The sequence below is a fragment of the Paenibacillus sp. LHD-38 genome (assembly GCF_031157315.1).
Lineage (GTDB): Bacteria > Bacillota > Bacilli > Paenibacillales > Paenibacillaceae > Pristimantibacillus.
Window position 1 is genome coordinate 91037 of record NZ_JAVIFU010000003.1, and the last position, 16763, is coordinate 107799.

Genomic DNA, 16763 nt, shown 5'->3' on the forward strand with positions numbered 1-16763 from the left:
TAAAGAAGTTTAATCGATCCCTTAAAATTACTGCAGCTCAGCCACGATATTGGCCGGGGATTGTCCGGTTAATGCATTCACCAGGTTTTGCGCTGCAAGCATTGCCATATCAAAACGCGTTGCCGTTGTAGCTGATCCGATATGCGGCAGTGTCAGTACATTATCCATTTTTAAAAAAGGATGGTCGGCAGGTATAGGCTCATTATCGAAAACATCTAGACCAGCCGCTGATATCGCTCCCGATTGAAGCACTTCGACTAAGGCTTCCTCGTCTACGGTCTGACCGCGCGATATATTTATGAAAATCGAGGATGGTTTCATGAGTTGAAATTGATCGCGTCCGATAAGCCTGGTCGTTTCCGGCGTTAAAGGCGCGAGCATCACAACAAAATCAGAATCTTTTAGCAGCTCGTTTAGTTCCTGGTAACGCACGCCAAGGAGCGACTCCGCTTCAGGCTTTCGACTTCGATTGAAATAGGAAACTTCCATTTCGAACCCGAACCTTGCTCGGCGTGCAACGGCTTCTCCAATTCTCCCCATGCCAATAATGCCCAGCTTGGCATGATGCACATCTTGTCCGAACAAGCTGCTGCCAACGCCTGATTTCCACTTACCTTCCTTCACATAGCGGTCCAGCTCAGCCACTCGCCTTGCTGTACCTAATATAAGTGCAAAGGCTAGATCGGCTACGGTATTGTTCAAAACATGAGGAGTGTGCGTGCCGATTACACCCCGCTGCTTCATTGCATCCAGGTCAAAATGATTGTAGCCCACACTAATGCTGCTTACCGCTTTTAGGTGAGGAGCATGCGTTAATAGTTCAGCGTCTACTTTAGATCCTGCCGTTAGCAAGCCATTTGCATTTGCAAGCTTCTCCAGCAGAAGCTCACGAGGAATCGGGGATGCCCCTTCCCATTTGTCGACTACGCAATGTTCGGCTATCCGTGTTTCCACCTCACTTGGAACGGTGCGATCAATAAATACAATTGGTTTCATGAACATTCTCCTCTCGGCCTTTGTCAGATCTAAGCATAGCACAATAGGAGAAATGGGGGGACAGATTTTACCAATATTAAAGCAGCAAAATGCTTGTTGGCTTAGATTTTAAGTATGCATTGCGGCTTGACGCTTTATTAAATCCTCCACAACAATACACGCCATCGCTTCCACGACAGGAATGATGCGAGGACATATACATGGATCATGTCTTCCGATGGTCTCGATCATTTTTTCTTGTCCATGAATATCGATCGTATGCTGCGGCAATGAGATGGACGAAGTTGGTTTCACGGCTATACGAAATACAATTTCTTCGCCTGTGCTTATACCGCCAATGATTCCACCTGCATGGTTACTGAGAAAACCATCTGTGCTCATTTCATCGTTATGTTCGCTTCCGAGCATCTCCGCCGCTGCAAAGCCTGCTCCGAATTCGATTCCTTTAACGGCGCCGATCGATAGCATCGCCTTCGCAAGCTCCGCATCGAGCTTGTCAAATACAGGCTCGCCGATTCCGGGATGAACCCCTCTAATGCGGCATTCTACAATTCCTCCGCAGCTGTCTCCAATGGCAGCTAATTGCTCGATTTTCTCAATCATTCGAACAGCTGCTTCCGGGTCGCAAGCCCGAACGGCATTTTGTTCAATCGCATCCTCGACAAACGTTTCGCATTTTATTCCGCCGATTTCCTTCGTATACGCTACAACACTTATCCCTTTGTTCTCAAGCAGCTTGCGCGCAACCGCCCCGCCAGCGACACGGCCTGCCGTTTCCCTGCCGGATGCGCGCCCGCTTCCGCGGTGATCACGTATGCCGTATTTTTGCAAATAAGTGTAATCGGCATGCCCTGGGCGGAAAGAATATTGAATATCGCTATAAGCATCAGGCCTCATATCTTTATTGTGCAGCATAATAAACAGCGGCGTTCCCGTTGTTTTCCCTCCGAACATACCGGAGAGAATGCTGATGACGTCATACTCCTTACGCGGTGAAGTAACCGAGGATTGACCGGGCTTGCGACGGTCCATCTGTGTTTGGATGTAACGTTCATCCAGCTCAACGCCTGGGGTTACGCCATCCACGATAACGCCTACCGCTTCACCGTGAGATTCACCGAAGGTGGTTATTTTGAAGCTTTCGCCGTACGTATTTCCTGCCATGACTCGTTCCTCCCGATTGAATGCTTTGACGCATTCGTTATATGTCCATTATAATTTTGTATGTGAAATAAATGAAATTCAAATATATACACCTTGATATAGAGAGAGGTTATATCATGTTATTGAATATGGATTGGTATCGCATATTTTTACATACTGCCAAGCTCGGCAATTTGACGAAAGCAGCACAAGAACTTCATATCACGCAGCCTTCCGTCAGCTATGCCATAAAGCAATTGGAAGCCCAGCTTGAGGTTAAGCTGTTTGACCGTCTCTCAAAAGGTGTTAAACTGACGCCTGAGGGGGCTGCCGTGCTCGAGTACGTAGAGAAATCGTTTACGATTCTGCAGCTCGGAGAAACCAAATTACAAGCGCTCAAAAATCTGTCAGCGGGCGAGCTTCGAATCGGAGCAAGCGGTCCAATCATTAAGCATCTGCTCCTGCCGCTGCTTGACATTTTCCATGCTGAATATCCCGACGTGCGAATACGGCTATCGCAAGGGAAAACATCTGATATACGCGCGAGGCTGAAGGCTGATCAAATCGATATCGGATTAGTTCATTTACCGTTTATGGATCATGAACTGTCCGTACAGCATCTAACCGAGATACAGGACTGCTTTGTCGTTGGACCCGCCTATCGTCATTTGTCTGAGAATACGATATCCCCCGATCAATTAACCCAGATTCCTCTGCTGCTGCTCTCCGAAGGAAGCAGCACAAGATTGTTTGTCGAGCATTGGTTTTCATCGCAAGGCCTCAAGGCGGATGCGGACATGGAGCTTAGCAGCATGGATATGCTTGTTGAACTTGCTATGCACGGCTATGGAGCGGCATTCGTGACGCAAGCCTTCATCCGGCAGGAGCTGCATGAAAAGAAATTATTCCAATTAATGCTGAATGAACAGATTCCGGCACGTTCCGTGGGCTATGCTACTCGGCGAGATACCACCCAATCCATCATTGCAAAGCGGTTTATTGAACTTCTCCAATCATAAGCGTAAACGGCTGTCGCCGTCCTCAGTGGCAAAAGCTATCGTTTCGCGGAGATATATAAGCACATTTATAAGTGAAAACTTATAAATTCTTATATATTGACAAAGAGCCTTTCTGTAACCAGAAAGGCTCTTTGCATGTCTTTGCATGTCTTTGTATGTTTAGCTAGAAATGGAATTAGTATGCTCGCTCATATTGCTTTGGAGGTGTTGCCTCACCCTTTACGGCTTGTATAGCATGAAGCGCCCAATAGGGATCGCTCAGCATTCCACGGGCCACGGCAACCAAATCGGCGTCTTCGCTTGCGATAGTCGTTTCCGCTAATTGAGGGTTTTCAAGCATCCCGACTGCGTATTATGAGACCAGCGCCGCCAACAGCACGCGATACATAATGAACATAATGCCAGTCGTTTGGCGTTCCTTCTTTAGCCGTTACCGAATATTGGCACATGGGTGCCATGACGATTCTGTTTTTAAATTCAAGGTTTTTGAACGTGTATGGTGTACTTAAATGTTTAACGGTCATTTGGCACTCTCCCAATTTATTTCTATATTTGTTTTCCACAGTTCTATTGTAACCACAGTTAATGTAGAAAATAAAGTAGTGATCTTTTTATCACATAGTTTCCCTAAAGTTACTTTTGTATTACAATGGGATTTATCCGCTATAAAAAGACAGAGGTGATGAAATGAAAGAGCGAGAACCAATGGTTTTGGAACGTGGAATACCTGGTGTACCCTGTGTAATTGGAAAGGCACTCGATATTATTGGTACAAAATGGACCTTTCTCATTGTTCGCGACTTGCTGATTGAGAAAACGCTGCGTTTCAGCGAATTATTAAAGGCAATGGACGGCATTAGCCCGAAGACCCTGTCGATCCGCCTCAAAGAGCTTGAGGATCAAGGGATTGTAAGCCGGACGGTATTTCCTGAGGTCCCTCCAAGAGTTGAATACACCATAACTGAAAAAGGAAAACGGCTTGAACCGATTTTCATTGAGCTTAAGCGGTTTGGTCTTACCTTGTAGACCAATCATCATACGCTGAAATATAAACGGTTACTGCTATACTCTCAGGAACCTATTACCATGTGTAACATCATCCGATAGGTTTCCAGTTGATATTATGAGCAAGTTCAACTATAATTTAGTATGCTTTTATTTGTTTACCGGAAAGGAAAGACTACGATGAGCGATATTAAACCCTATCGAATTTTATTGTATTATAAATTTGTAGCTGTACCCGATGCGGAGCAGTTTGCGGCCGAGCATCTTGCATATTGTAAGGAACTAAATGTGAAGGGGCGCATCCTGATTGCCGATGAGGGCATAAATGGGACACTCTCTGGCACGGTTGAGCAAACCGAGCAATATATGGAGCATTTGCGAGCAAACCCGCTATTTTCCGATATCGTCTTCAAAATCGATGAGGCCGATGAGCATGCCTTCAAAAAAATCTTTGTCCGTTATAAGAAAGAGCTCGTTACACTGCGTTACGATAAGCCCTTAGATCCGAACACGCTAAGCGGGACTCGCCTCTCTCCAAAAGAGTTCCATGATTATCTGCTAAGAGAAGATGTCATTGTTCTTGATGGACGCAGTGATTATGAATACGATTTGGGTCATTTCCGCAACGCAATCCGGCCTGATCTCGAGACGTTCAAGGAATTTCCAGAGTGGCTTCGCGAGAATATGGCTGATTTCAAAGACAAGCCTATTCTTACCTATTGCACAGGAGGCATTCGCTGTGAGAAGCTTACGGGCGTTATGCTCAGCGAGGGCTTCAGCGACGTTTATCAGCTGGAGGGCGGAATTGTTACCTACGGTAAGGACGAAGAAGTACAAGGTAAGCTGTTCGATGGAAAATGTTATGTTTTCGATGAGCGGACATCCGTGATCATTAATCAAACCGATGAAGCCGTTGTCGTTGGCAAATGCCATCACTGCAATGAACCGGCAGATACCTATATCAACTGCGCGGACGATTCCTGCCATCTGCAGCATATCGTTTGCACGGACTGCCAAGAGACCAAGTATGGTTACTGCTCCACCGCTTGCGAAGAGCATGTAGTTAGTGCAAAATAAGCGATACACAAATACAGAGGCCGAGCTTCAGGGATGAAGCTCGATCTCTTTTTTATTTTTCCTTTATATGCGGATCCTATCCAAGCAGCAAAAAAACTAAATTAATTCAGTGGAACATGGATAACCTAAGCATGCCTTAGTGAACTAGGCAATTCAGCTAATGGAGGTTATACGATGGCTAAGCACAAAAACCAGTCGATTCAGAGCAAAAATGAGGCTTTTGTAACTAACTCGAAAGAAGCAGAAAACAATTTAGCTGCTTCAACGAACGAGAACCGCAATCAAAAAGGACATATTCCAAACAGTCCTTCAACGGGCTAGCACGAATCAGGTTGGCATCATAAAAAGAGCTGTCCGTGAATTATCTCACGGACAGCTCTTTTTCAAATAAACTCATAAACAATTATTTTTGAATAATCGATTCCCACCGATGTTTGTATTGAACGAGTCTCGGATGCAATCTAGCCGGCTCCTCGGTAAGCAATAATCTGATTTTCACAATCCATTCTTCAAAGGAGGAAAAGGATGCGAACAGATTAGCCATCTCTCCTGTCAGAAGCAAAAACAACGGTTTAGGATAGGTTTCACTTAAATGCCTTAACGCAGAATCGATCGGCGTATATTTTTTGCGTTTGATTTCAAGCCGTTCAACAATCACATTCTCTTCTCCGCGGTCCCGCTTCCACTCATGAAGGCGATCTTCACGTTTATAGAAGGGACTTACCTCCTCCTTGGACATGCGCTTCATGCTCTGCTCATGCAAAGGATACAGCACCAGCTTGCGAAAGGAACGCTCCTTCGTAATATAAGCGGCTAAATCAAGCTCCCGTTCCGTTGTATGCTCGAAGGAATCATAATAAACGATCGTGCCTTTAAGCTCATCCACAGGCGGCTCATAGCCGAAAGGCATCTTTTGAACGGTTTCACTCATCTATGGCACTCTCCTATACATCGTTATCTTCAGCTGCTTAGGAGTTGAAAATAACATATTTGAAGCGAAAATGCCATGTTAGAGCTTATTATAGTCTCTTTTCATTATATTTTTCACTAAACTGGACCATTTTGAATTGGCGGGGCAATATTTTCGGGCAACCTTTTCTATCGTGGTGAGCCCTTTGCCGACGTAATGTTTGGAAAGAAGCTGCCCGAACTTCCTCACACTGTCTCCTTTCGTTTTGAAGCTGAATGCCTTATTGAACTTATCCCCGTCTATCGCATTCAAACCAAACAAATTATTTTTGCTTTTGGCTAATCGGCTTTTGCCGTTCCCGCTCTCAAGCTTCATGACGGCGATTGTAAAATAAGCATTAATGCCGTAATCCTGCTCGATTTCGAGGATAGCTTGTTCCAAATCATGCCCGGATAACGCTGTGCCTTCGAATATTTTGGCGATGTGCGCTTCTGTCAGACCCGAATCGGATTTCACTATAGATGTCGGAGCGCTAAGCTCTTCCTCTATGATCTCTTCGATCTTCTCCTCTATAACTTCGGATTGCTGCGCGATATCAGCGCGGCGATCATTAATTTCAATTGTTGGTTGTCGGTTGCTTGTATTCGAGAAAGATAATACCGATACCTCATTTTTTACTTTTTTTGCATATCCGCCATGTACGTAACCTCCGCCCTGCACTTCGAGCCAGCCGTTTTCTGTTTTTGAAGCAATTTCTAATCGGGTTCCCTGTTTTACTACTTTTATGATCGCCGCTTTTACGCTTGGTGCTTTACGAACGTTTAAGTAATAGGCGGTAACCTCATATGTATTCAAGGGTATTTCTTTAATGGCTGGTTCTTCTTCTAGGGGGATTTCGGATTCGGGAAGGATGGTTGAAGGCTGTTCGACCTTAGTCGCCGCAGCTTCGGCAAGCGTAGGGATCGGTGAGGGAATCGCCGTTATGGCTGGAGATGAAACAGGCTCTTGTACTTGCGTCGTAAGGATAATCCCGGTAGAAGCTTGTTCTTCCGACTTTTGTGAAGCGGTGTCTTTATGAACTTGCGGGTCGTTATTTAAAGGTTGGACGTTCATGCCTAATGTAATGACTAAAGATAAAACAAGCAGGTAAACAAATAAATGCTGATTCAACTTTTTTCGCATGATTATACCTCTCCCTTAAGTTAATGAAGTATACCTGTTACGATATAAGTTAGATAACGAGAATAAGCAGGTATCGGGTTAAAGTGGACGGTCTGTGATGAGTATATGTCGCTGTTTCCATCAAAAGACGAGTTTTTATCCTTCTTTTCTTCCAAAACGCAATTATGAGAAAAAATTTAAAAACGCTTTAATGCTCAAAAACTCGTTTTAGAGTATAAAAAAAAGCATAAAAAAGCTCTTATTCCCTAGAGAATAAGAGCCTTAATAAGCTATTTTTAGTCGATTTCAGACTTATTTTTTAAAGCCTGTCTCATGGGCCTCGATGATGCGGTCCATTTGTTCATTCCATGCTTCATCTTCGGTACAACGTTCAGGATGAGCTTCAAACCAGGCAACCGTACGCTTGATTCCTTCCGCAAACGATAAAGCAGCGTCAAAGTCAGGCACTAAGCTTTTAATTTTGCTGTTATCGAACACGCTTGTCACGGACTTGTCGCCAAGCAAGCCGCCTTCAAGCTCTGGATCATGGGAGATTAGAAAAGGCGTGGAAATATGTACAAGCTTCGGCTCTGCGCCTGCAGCCGCACCGATCGCTTCATAAATTTGATTCCAGGTTAACACCTCATCAGAGGTAATATGGTACGCCTGTCCAATCGCTTCCTCTTTGCCTAACAAGCCGACGAAGCCTTTGGCAAAATCGGTATTATGCGTCATTGTCCAAAGTGACGAGCCGTCACCATGCACGATGACAGGACAACCGGCACGAATTCTCGCGATAAGCGACCATGGGTGCTGCCAGCTATTCAAAGCTGCAGGAATCATCGTATCACCATATGTAAAGGATGGCCTGACGATGGTGACAGGAAATCCCGTAGCCGCTTGTTCATCAAGCAGCAGCTGCTCGCAAGCAATTTTATCGCGGGAATACTGCCAATATTTATTTTCGAGCGGTGTCGCATCCTCCGTAATGATATAATGCTTGGGCGGCTTCTGATAAGCCGAAGCGGAGCTTATAAAAATATATTGCTTCGTTTTGCCGCGGAATAACTCGATGTCAACGCTGACATGCTCAGGTGTAAAAGCAATCCAATCGACCACCACGTCAAATTGTTCGTTTTCGAGCGCTGCCGCAGCATCCTGAGGATTTCGGATATCCCCTTTAATGACATGTGCGCCCTCAGGTACGAATCCTTCCCGGTTTCCTCTATTAAACAGATACAGCTCAATCCCTCGTGAAATGGCAAGCTTGGACACTGCTTCACTGATTAAACCTGTTCCTCCAATAAACAATACCTTCATCGTTAATCGCTCCCTTTGTCATTCAGAATGGAAGATAGCAATCGCCCATTAATAGTATCATATGCACAAATATTTTTATATTTCAAAATGCTATAATGCCTGAATCAACACTATTGCGATGGGTTGTTGCACCCGTTTCCCTAATAAATACAAACGGTTGTTTATTGCGGACCGCTTGGTGAATCTCGAACGCCATGTTTTGCAAAAAAACAAACAAAATCATAACTTTACGGCATCGCCATATGAGGGGCAAACTCTCTAAGATAAAGCTACAAGACCAATTAATCTTTTTACGTCTGCATTGATGGAGGGGATCTATGCATTTGCAAAAAAAAGTAGTCTTTATTACGGATTCGGACAGCGCCAGCGGCCGTGCGATATTACGCCGATTGGCGGCAAGCGGTGCAAAGTTTATTCTAAATAGTTACTCGGGCGGCACTGACCTCGCTGATGAGTTAATGCTTGTCCAAGAAGCGGGCTCTCAAGCGATCGTCGTCAATATCGACCTTTGCAAAAGTGCCGAGGTTGCAGATATGCTGCAATTCGCTGCTCTGCAATTAGGCACGGTAGACGTACTCATACACAATAATAAGGCGGTTTTTAAATGTACGATTGAAGCTGGCGAGGAAGAATTATTCGTTCAAAGCCTAGCCGTGAATGCTAAATCCGCATTTATTTGCACGCAAGCTGCCGGAAAGCAAATGAAAGAGAAGCAGTCCGGAAAAATCATCTACGTCTCTTCTATTCATGCCGAGAAACCGACGGGCTCCGCCTTCACCTACAGCATTGCGAAAGGCGCGGTAAAAATGCTGTCCAAAGAAGCTTCGCTCGAATTAGGACGGTACGGAATAAGTGTTAACACCATAGAGCTAGGCCCGATCGAGGGTGATGACCAGCTTTTCGAAAGTACGATCTCAACGCTGTATCATGACTACGAATATAATGTTCCCAATGCAGCATTAGGCGTAAATGAAGACCTGGCTGAGCTTGTTCTATTCCTCTCGTCAGACGAGTCGAAATATATCAACGGCTCTGATATAAGACTCGATGGCGGTTTTCTGCTTCACTATATGAACTTTAAAATGAAACGACCATAACCGCCGGTTTGGAGGTGTAGCATGAGTATTGCAGGCAAAATCGCTATAGTTACCGGTGCCGGAACGGGAATCGGCAAAGGGGTGGCCATCGAGCTTGCCAGGCGCGGCGTATCGGTTGCCATTCACTATAACCAAAGCGATGCCGGCGCGCTGCACACGAAGCAATGCATTGATGAGAAAGGTGGAAATGCTTTCCTTGTACAAGCCAATGTCGCACATAAACAGGAAATCGAGCGATTGGTCAAAAGCGTTGCAGAGCACTTCGGCGGCATTGATATTTTAGTCAATAATGCTGCTCTTCAACTGAATTATGGATTTTTTGAACATGATGAAGCTTCGTTCGATCGACTAATGAACATTAACTTAAAGGGCTATTGGCAATGTATTCAGGCAGTCATCCCCTACATGAAGCAGAAGCAGTCCGGCCGAATAATTAATATGTCCTCCGTTCATAGCAAACGTCCTACCGATTTCGACGTCGTATATTCCATGACGAAAGGCGGCATACGCATGCTTGGCCGGGAAAGCGCCATCGAGCTTGCGCAATACGGAATTACCGTCAATACGATTGAGCCCGGCGCAGTGGATGTCGGGAAGCAAAGCGCCAGAGAATCCAAGCCGATTATGTCCGCTGAAGATGTGGAGAAACACAAAAAAACAGCTCGGTCCATCCGAGATAAATTTCCGCTTGGACGTGTCGGAAGACCGCTGGACGTTGCGCAGCTTGTTTGCTTCATCGCTTCGGATGAAAGTGAATTCATGACCGGGGCAGCGATCAGGCTTGATGGCGGCAGCATGCTGCTTTAGAGCCCTTCGATGTCATCGTTCCACCCAATCTATTTAAACTAAGGAGTGACCTTTCGTGTCCAATAACCAGTCCTATGAAGAAACACTTGCCCATGTCAGCACCTTCTCAAGCCCTGCTTCGCTGCGCATTACCGATATACGCTTTACCGATATTGTCGGCGGGCCGTTTCACAGCAGCTTGATTAAAGTGTATACCAATCAAGGCTTAGTGGGCTTCGGCGAGGTGCGTGATGGAGCCGATAAAGTGTACGCGCAAATCCTAAAAGGACGTTTGTTAGGCGAAAATCCTTGCAACATCGATAAAATCTTCCGCCGCATCAAACAATTTGGCGGCCATGCCCGTCAAGGCGGCGGTGTCAGCGGTCTCGAAATCGCAATGTGGGATTTGGCAGGCAAGGCTTACGGAATTCCCGTTTATCAGATGCTCGGCGGGAAATTCCGCGAGAAAATCCGGATGTATTGCGATACGGAGGTTGTGGGTAAGGATACGGGGACGGCAATGGGGTTAGCGCTGAAGAAACGTATGGAGCAAGGCTTCTCCTTCTTGAAAATGGATTTAGGCATCGGTCAAATTATTAATGAGCCTGGCACGTTAAGCGCGCCGGTCGGCTTTATCGATGAAATGCGCAATGCTTCAAAAAAACGCTACAGCAATAATCACGATACGCTGACGGAAGATGAAATTCGCGATATTCGCAACCAGCATTACGATATTCACAACATCCCCCATCCTTTCACTGCGATTCATGTAACAGAAAAAGGACTGGATATGCTTGAGCAGTATGTCGCTGACGTACGTGCGGTTATCGGCTACGAAGTCCCGCTTGCGGTTGACCATTTCGGCCATATTGGACTCGAGGATTGCATTAAGCTGGGGCGCCGCGTCGATAAGTTCAATTTGGCTTGGATGGAGGATATGCTTCCTTGGCAATACACCGATCAATACGCTAAGCTTGCCCGCGCCGTTGCCACTCCGATTTGCACCGGCGAGGATATCTATTTGAAGGAAAATTTCCGTCCGCTTCTGCAAGCCGGAGGCGTATCCGTTATTCATCCTGACGTACTAACGACGGGCGGAATATTGGAAACGAAGAAAATTGGCGATATGGCACAGGAATACGGCGTTGCCATGGCCATCCATATGGCGGAAAGCCCGATTGCATGCCTCGCTGCAGCCCATGTCGCTGCCGCAACCGAGAACTTCCTTGCGCTAGAATATCATTCCTGCGAGGTGCCTTGGTGGGATGATATCATTATCAGTAGCAAGCTTCCGAAGAAGCTCGTTCAGAATGGCTTTATTCATATGAGCGACGCGCCAGGGCTTGGCATCGATGATTTGAACGATGAGGTGCTTGCTCAACATCTGCATCCGAAAATTCCGGGGCTGTGGGAGTCCACCGACAACTGGAACCACTACCACTCCAACGACCGGCTGTGGAGCTAGCTATCTCCCCCTTCAGCATGTGAAATTTATGGATGAGACTAAATGATTAAAAATACGTACGGCAGCCTTGGACGCGATAATGAGTCCTTGACTGCCGTTTTTTTAAAACTAACGTTCTAACGTTTCTCGTTAGCTCCTCTTATTTTTTTTGAGAATGAGGTAAGCTTGCGGGATTCCAAGCCAAAAGCCGGATACCGGCATTAGAATCACACCGATCACACAGATGGCTAGGAAACACCAACCGGCTGAGCTAGGCAGCTCAAGTCCCTTCGTCTTAACCACCCACCCGATAACTAATGCCAAGAAAACCATGAAAAGACCGCTGAATAGAAACCAGATCGCCGCTGCTCTTGGATAATCCTGCCCCACCGCATTAAAAATGCCTGCGTTCACAATCTCTTTTAATGGATTCCAGAATACAATAAACCCCACAATAATATGTAAATAACCAGTCAATCCCAGCAATAATCCGCTTTGTCTTTTTAGCCCTGTGATCATATAGCACTCCTCCATAAATGTATTAGAGCTTGCTTAGTCACTAATCTTTACTTTGCGTATTTCTTGCCCTTGCCCGGATGTAGCCGTTTTTTCCGTTTTTTCCGTTTCTTCAATTACTTCGACTGCACTTTCGATAATGGCCTGAGCGCCGAGTAAAGCCTCTTTGCACGAAGCAAGCAAATGCTGGCGTGCCCCATGTTTTTTCATCTGTTCATCGAACCGCGACATAGTATCACTCATCTTGAACAGCCTTTCGGCAAACTTATTGATATCGCTCAACGCTGCCTCCCCCTTTGCTTTTCTTACTTATTGCTCGCAAAACGAACAGAAAGCTTTCCATCGGAAAATTTAGCGCCTTCAACCGTAGACCCCATCAAAGCTCTCGGTAAAATAACCTTGCGTTTGTAAGAACCGACATGCAGTGTTAATTCTTCTCCCTTCTGCGTCAGGTCAATCGCCTGCTTATCCACAAACGGAATGTCCACATAGAGTTGATAACCGTCGTCGACTTTGCGGATTTCTTCTGATCGGCCTTCATACATGATTTGCATCGGATCGTTTTCTTTAAATAAAAGCTCCCCAACCTGGTCCAGCATCTCTAATCCACAAACTTCAGATGTCATTAGCGGTACACGCAAAATCGGCAGCGGACTAAAATTTTCAGTTATTTCTTCTTCGTAGCGGCGGTGAAGCTGATGCCAATGCGACCAAAACCCTTCTGATGCTTCTTCTGGCAAAATCCGATTTACAATAATCGCATCCGTATTTTTCTCCATCCACCATTCAAGTACATTCGGATAACTAAGCAGACGCAGCGTTTCGCCAGTTGGCGCGCAATCAACAATGATTGCGTCAAATTGATCGCTTTGGGCATGTCGTTTAATTTGCAATAAGCTAAACAGCTCTTCCATACCTGGAAAAACAATCATTTCATCTGTCGTAATATCCTTTAGATTGGCTTTATCCATAAGCTTAGCCAACCAGGCCTGCACCACTCCCCAATTACGTTCACATTCACGCAAGCTGTTTACTTCCTGCCCCCACAAAAACTCCGATATTTGAACAGGATCCGGACCTAGCGCTACCCCAAAGGCATCTGCCAAACTATGCGCAGCATCTGTACTCAATATGAGTATGCGTTTGCCCTGTTTAGCCATCTTCACGGCTGTAGCCGCTGCTATACTCGTCTTACCGACGCCGCCTTTTCCTGTATAAATGATAATTCTCATTTCACACGCCCTCTCTTTTAGTACGATTTCGTATTAATTAAACAAAAAAAAGCTTAGTCATCGATACGTATACGTTTGACGCTGCTTTCTTTAACATCTTTTCCCTGTGTTTCGTTATTTTTAAATGCTTTCATAATCTTAAACACAAGCGATAAAAACTGCTCCATCTCCTCAGGCGTTAAAGCTTGCTCCACCCGGTGAATATTCACGTCCATGAATTTACGCGCTTCCGCGGCTACTTTTTTTCCTTCTTCTGTCATGCGGACTAAAGTAATACGTTGATCCTTCATGGAACTGAAACGCTCGATATAGCCTTTTTTCTCCAAACGCTTGGCGATACTCGTCATCGAACTAAGCGGCGCACCCAGCTCAGCGGACAGCTCCGACATCGCTAGTTCACTGCGAAACGATAAGATAAGCAGCGTAGTCAGTTCAGAGCGATTCAAATTTCGTTCAAGCGTGGCCGTTTCAGTAATAAAAGAAAATGGACGTAATCCTGTTTTGAGAAGAATGTCGTACAGCTGCTGCATAAAAAAGCTCCTTTTAGTACGAAAGTGAAGTATTATGGTTTTATATTATTACGATATCGTATTAAAGTCAATGGCCTCTCGGAGTAAAAAAAAAGCATCTTCTATTCCACTAAAAGAGTGGATAGAAGATGCTATTCACTGCTGAGCTGCTGCTTATACGCTAATACTCTCCACAGCACCTGCTGCTGCTTTTGCGGCGCTTGCCGCTTCCATCAGGCCGCGTATATAACCGATGCCGTATAATCGGCCGAGCAGCTCATAACCAGGATTGGTGTTATCCTCGCCTTCCATGGTTGGCACATGATCCGGTCTAGCCGGACCGTTAAATCCAACCTCGTAATAAGTATGCATGGCCTCCAGCATATTCGTTTTGCCATCATCATGGAAGGTTTCTTCGAACTTTTCCGGCGTTCCTTTTACATCCCGGAAATGAACGAAGAACAATTTGTCCTGCTTGGCAAACTGGCGGATGACGCTCGGTATATCATCCCCTGCCGTAGCTAAAGTGCCTTGGCATAACGTAATTCCATTATAATCGCTAGGAACTAAATCAATCGCCCGCTGGAGTGCAGCGCTGCTGGTTAATATTCGAGATACACCTCGGATCGGTGTGATCGGAGGATCATCGGGGTGAAGCGCAAGCTTCACCTTCGCTTTCTCCGCTACGGGTACGATACGCTCCATAAAATAATGGAGGTTTTCCCACAGCTGCTCCTCGCTCACAAGACCTGCATCCGTCAAAGGCGCATCCTTCATTAAACTATGATCGTAGCTGGAAACTAGAGCTCCGCCGCGAGTACGCGTCGTTGTCGATGTCCGAAACCAATTAAACTGCGCCATAAAGTTGTAACAGAGAACAGGTATGCCTGCTGCTCCCATATTGGCTATAAATTGCTGGAACACTTCAATCTCCGCGTCGCGTCCGGCTGTTCCGAGCTTGATCTCGTTGCTTGGCGGCATCGATTCAATGACGGTAAGCGCAAGGCCGGAATCGGCATACCTCTGTTTCATTCGTATCAAAGGCATGAGATCCCATGGTTTTTCCAGTTTCTCCTCCCAAGGCAAACCTCCGACCGCATGGTCTACGCCAAGCTGCTTTGCCAATTGCCAGAGACGGTTAGGCTGTGATGAGAAAAATTCTGCTAATTGCATGCTTCAAGCACCTCTTTCATTATTATTGGCCGCCTGCTTTGGCTGCCAGTTCTTTGCCCATCTTATCAATCTTATTGAACGCATCCTCAATGGATTGTTGCCCGAACGTAACGGCTTCCATTTCCTTCTTGTACGTATCCACCCATTCCGAGAATCCTGCAGCCGGCGGATAGAAAGGCAATGCCTTGTCAAGCGAGAGATCATAGATTTCCTTGCCAAGCTTATCCTTGGCTTCAAGCGTAGGCTCAAGCTCCTTGTAAACATCCGGATTAATCGGAATACCGCGCGTTAAGCCAAGCGCTTGACCGGCTTCTTTATCCGAAATGAACCACTTGACGAATTTTTTCGCTTCGTCCTTGTTTTTGGAGTTCGCGCTCACGCTTAAGAAAATCGTGGATTGCGCCCAGCCGCCGCCGGATGGACCGACTGGCAGGTTCACCACGCCAACTTTACCAGGCATAAGCTGCTCTAAAGCGCTGACGGAGCCCGTTGTCGCTCCGCGGGTCATAACGACGCCGGATGCCATCGGATCGGCCTGCGGGTCGTTTTCGAGGAATGCGGCTGCTTTCTCCGCTGGCGGAACGATTTTGGCTTTGCGGAATTCCTCGTACGTTTGGTAGAAGGTCATAAATAAATCCTTGTCGAGTGTGAACGTTTTGCCGCCATCGGACATAACCGCCGGTTTGCCCATCGAAGTTTGGTAGTAGTTGAAGCTATCCCATGTCGTCGTATCCCCGATTGGATATTTCCCTTCCGGAAGCTTCGCTCTCGCATCTCTCGCCCACTGGAAAAACTCATCGTAGGTCCAATCCTTATGCGGGAGAGCAATGCCGTATTGCTCAAGCTCGGTTTTATTAAATGCGATCCCTTGCGCATTTTGGCTAAGCGGAATGCCGTAAAGTTTACCGTCGATTTGTAAATTCGAGATTACGTTCGGATCGACAATGCCGCTAAGATCAATATCGGAGAGATCCTCCAGCTGACCGCGCGACACGTATTCTTGGATGTAAGCGGCATCCATTTGCAAGACATCCGTAATGGACTTGGATGCAGCAAGCGTCGGCAGCTTTTGCCAGAAGGCATCCCATGCCATGAATTCCGGTTTAAACGTTACGTTTGCATTTTGTTTCGAATAAATATCCAGTGCTTTTTTCGTTGCCTCATGACGCGCATCGGGCCCCCACCACATAATGCTTAATGTAGTCGCCCCGCCGGCATCCCCTTTATTATCCGGTGCATCCGTTTCCTTCGTACCTTCGTTCGTCTGCTTTCCGTTATTGTTGCCGCCTCCGCCTCCGCCGCTGCAAGCTGATAATACCATGATCAGAACCAGCATCAATAACCCAAAGCTCTTTGACCAACCTTTGACCATTCC

The 16763-nt window shown here is 46.1% G+C and carries 19 protein-coding genes and 1 pseudogene; 7 read left to right on the top strand and 13 right to left on the bottom strand.

The window, feature by feature from the left end; translation table 11 throughout:
• Positions 1–27: 27 nt before the first annotated feature.
• Positions 28–996, bottom strand: coding sequence for a 2-hydroxyacid dehydrogenase (locus RCO25_RS03815; protein WP_308994811.1), 969 nt, complete (start codon positions 994–996; stop codon positions 28–30).
• A 108-nt stretch (positions 997–1104) separates the two neighbouring features.
• Positions 1105–2160: a chorismate synthase gene (gene aroC / locus RCO25_RS03820; RefSeq protein ID WP_308994812.1), complete on the bottom strand. Its 1056-nt coding sequence runs from the start codon at positions 2158–2160 to the stop codon at positions 1105–1107.
• Between the two features lie 116 nt (positions 2161–2276).
• On the opposite strand from aroC, the gene RCO25_RS03825 reads away from it, so the two are divergent.
• Entirely contained in the window at positions 2277–3158 is an 882-nt protein-coding gene (locus RCO25_RS03825; protein ID WP_308994813.1) for a LysR family transcriptional regulator, read from the top strand.
• A gap of 175 nt (positions 3159–3333) precedes the next feature.
• Here RCO25_RS03825 and RCO25_RS03830 read toward each other — a convergent pair whose 3' ends face one another.
• Positions 3334–3498, bottom strand: coding sequence for a hypothetical protein (locus RCO25_RS03830; RefSeq protein ID WP_308994814.1), 165 nt, complete (start codon positions 3496–3498; stop codon positions 3334–3336).
• Positions 3499–3508: 10 nt separating this feature from the next.
• Positions 3509–3682: pseudogene (locus RCO25_RS03835) on the bottom strand (oxidoreductase); the annotation flags it as partial.
• Between the two features lie 163 nt (positions 3683–3845).
• Here RCO25_RS03835 and RCO25_RS03840 point away from each other — a divergent pair.
• From RCO25_RS03840 to RCO25_RS03850, 3 genes are all read left to right on the top strand, one after another.
• Positions 3846–4184 (top strand): winged helix-turn-helix transcriptional regulator, encoded by a 339-nt coding sequence (locus tag RCO25_RS03840; RefSeq protein ID WP_308994815.1) that lies wholly within the window; start codon positions 3846–3848, stop codon positions 4182–4184.
• Between the two features lie 159 nt (positions 4185–4343).
• Positions 4344–5240, top strand: coding sequence for an oxygen-dependent tRNA uridine(34) hydroxylase TrhO (gene trhO / locus RCO25_RS03845; protein WP_308994816.1), 897 nt, complete (start codon positions 4344–4346; stop codon positions 5238–5240).
• A gap of 174 nt (positions 5241–5414) precedes the next feature.
• The gene (locus RCO25_RS03850; RefSeq protein WP_308994817.1) at positions 5415–5561 is read left to right on the top strand and encodes a hypothetical protein; all 147 of its coding nucleotides are present in this window, start codon (positions 5415–5417) and stop codon (positions 5559–5561) included.
• 82 nt (positions 5562–5643) lie between these two features.
• On the opposite strand, the gene RCO25_RS03855 is transcribed toward RCO25_RS03850, so the two are convergent.
• The 3 genes from RCO25_RS03855 to RCO25_RS03865 all read right to left on the bottom strand — a co-directional run bounded on the left by RCO25_RS03855 (position 5644) and on the right by RCO25_RS03865 (position 8631).
• Positions 5644–6171 (bottom strand): hypothetical protein, encoded by a 528-nt coding sequence (locus tag RCO25_RS03855; RefSeq protein WP_308994818.1) that lies wholly within the window; start codon positions 6169–6171, stop codon positions 5644–5646.
• A 78-nt stretch (positions 6172–6249) separates the two neighbouring features.
• On the bottom strand, positions 6250–7332 hold the full coding sequence (locus tag RCO25_RS03860) for a glucosaminidase domain-containing protein (RefSeq protein WP_308994819.1): 1083 nt from the start codon (positions 7330–7332) through the stop codon (positions 6250–6252).
• Between the two features lie 291 nt (positions 7333–7623).
• Complete coding sequence (locus RCO25_RS03865; protein ID WP_308994820.1) at positions 7624–8631, bottom strand: SDR family oxidoreductase; 1008 nt, start codon at positions 8629–8631, stop codon at positions 7624–7626.
• Positions 8632–8948: 317 nt separating this feature from the next.
• On the opposite strand from RCO25_RS03865, the gene RCO25_RS03870 reads away from it, so the two are divergent.
• From RCO25_RS03870 to RCO25_RS03880, 3 genes are read left to right on the top strand one after another with little or no spacing between them, the layout of a single operon-like run.
• Positions 8949–9728 carry an SDR family NAD(P)-dependent oxidoreductase gene (locus RCO25_RS03870; RefSeq protein WP_308994821.1) on the top strand — a complete coding sequence of 260 codons (780 nt, stop codon included), beginning with the start codon at positions 8949–8951 and terminating at the stop codon, positions 9726–9728.
• A gap of 21 nt (positions 9729–9749) precedes the next feature.
• Positions 9750–10535: an SDR family NAD(P)-dependent oxidoreductase gene (locus RCO25_RS03875; protein WP_308994822.1), complete on the top strand. Its 786-nt coding sequence runs from the start codon at positions 9750–9752 to the stop codon at positions 10533–10535.
• A 55-nt stretch (positions 10536–10590) separates the two neighbouring features.
• Entirely contained in the window at positions 10591–11979 is a 1389-nt protein-coding gene (locus RCO25_RS03880) for a mandelate racemase/muconate lactonizing enzyme family protein (protein ID WP_308994823.1), read from the top strand.
• Positions 11980–12108: 129 nt separating this feature from the next.
• Here the strand turns inward: RCO25_RS03880 and RCO25_RS03885 are convergent, their stop codons facing one another.
• The 6 genes from RCO25_RS03885 to RCO25_RS03910 form a co-directional block, all read right to left on the bottom strand.
• Positions 12109–12477 (bottom strand): DUF6463 family protein, encoded by a 369-nt coding sequence (locus tag RCO25_RS03885; protein WP_308994824.1) that lies wholly within the window; start codon positions 12475–12477, stop codon positions 12109–12111.
• A 33-nt stretch (positions 12478–12510) separates the two neighbouring features.
• A complete protein-coding gene (locus tag RCO25_RS03890; RefSeq protein ID WP_308994825.1) occupies positions 12511–12756 on the bottom strand; it encodes a hypothetical protein in 246 nt (81 codons plus the stop codon).
• Positions 12757–12779: 23 nt separating this feature from the next.
• Complete coding sequence (locus RCO25_RS03895; RefSeq protein WP_308994826.1) at positions 12780–13706, bottom strand: ArsA family ATPase; 927 nt, start codon at positions 13704–13706, stop codon at positions 12780–12782.
• Between the two features lie 53 nt (positions 13707–13759).
• Positions 13760–14236 carry a MarR family winged helix-turn-helix transcriptional regulator gene (locus tag RCO25_RS03900; protein WP_308994827.1) on the bottom strand — a complete coding sequence of 159 codons (477 nt, stop codon included), beginning with the start codon at positions 14234–14236 and terminating at the stop codon, positions 13760–13762.
• Between the two features lie 153 nt (positions 14237–14389).
• Complete coding sequence (locus RCO25_RS03905; protein WP_308994828.1) at positions 14390–15388, bottom strand: mannonate dehydratase; 999 nt, start codon at positions 15386–15388, stop codon at positions 14390–14392.
• Between the two features lie 22 nt (positions 15389–15410).
• Complete coding sequence (locus RCO25_RS03910) at positions 15411–16760, bottom strand: ABC transporter substrate-binding protein (RefSeq protein ID WP_308994829.1); 1350 nt, start codon at positions 16758–16760, stop codon at positions 15411–15413.
• Positions 16761–16763 lie beyond the last annotated feature (3 nt).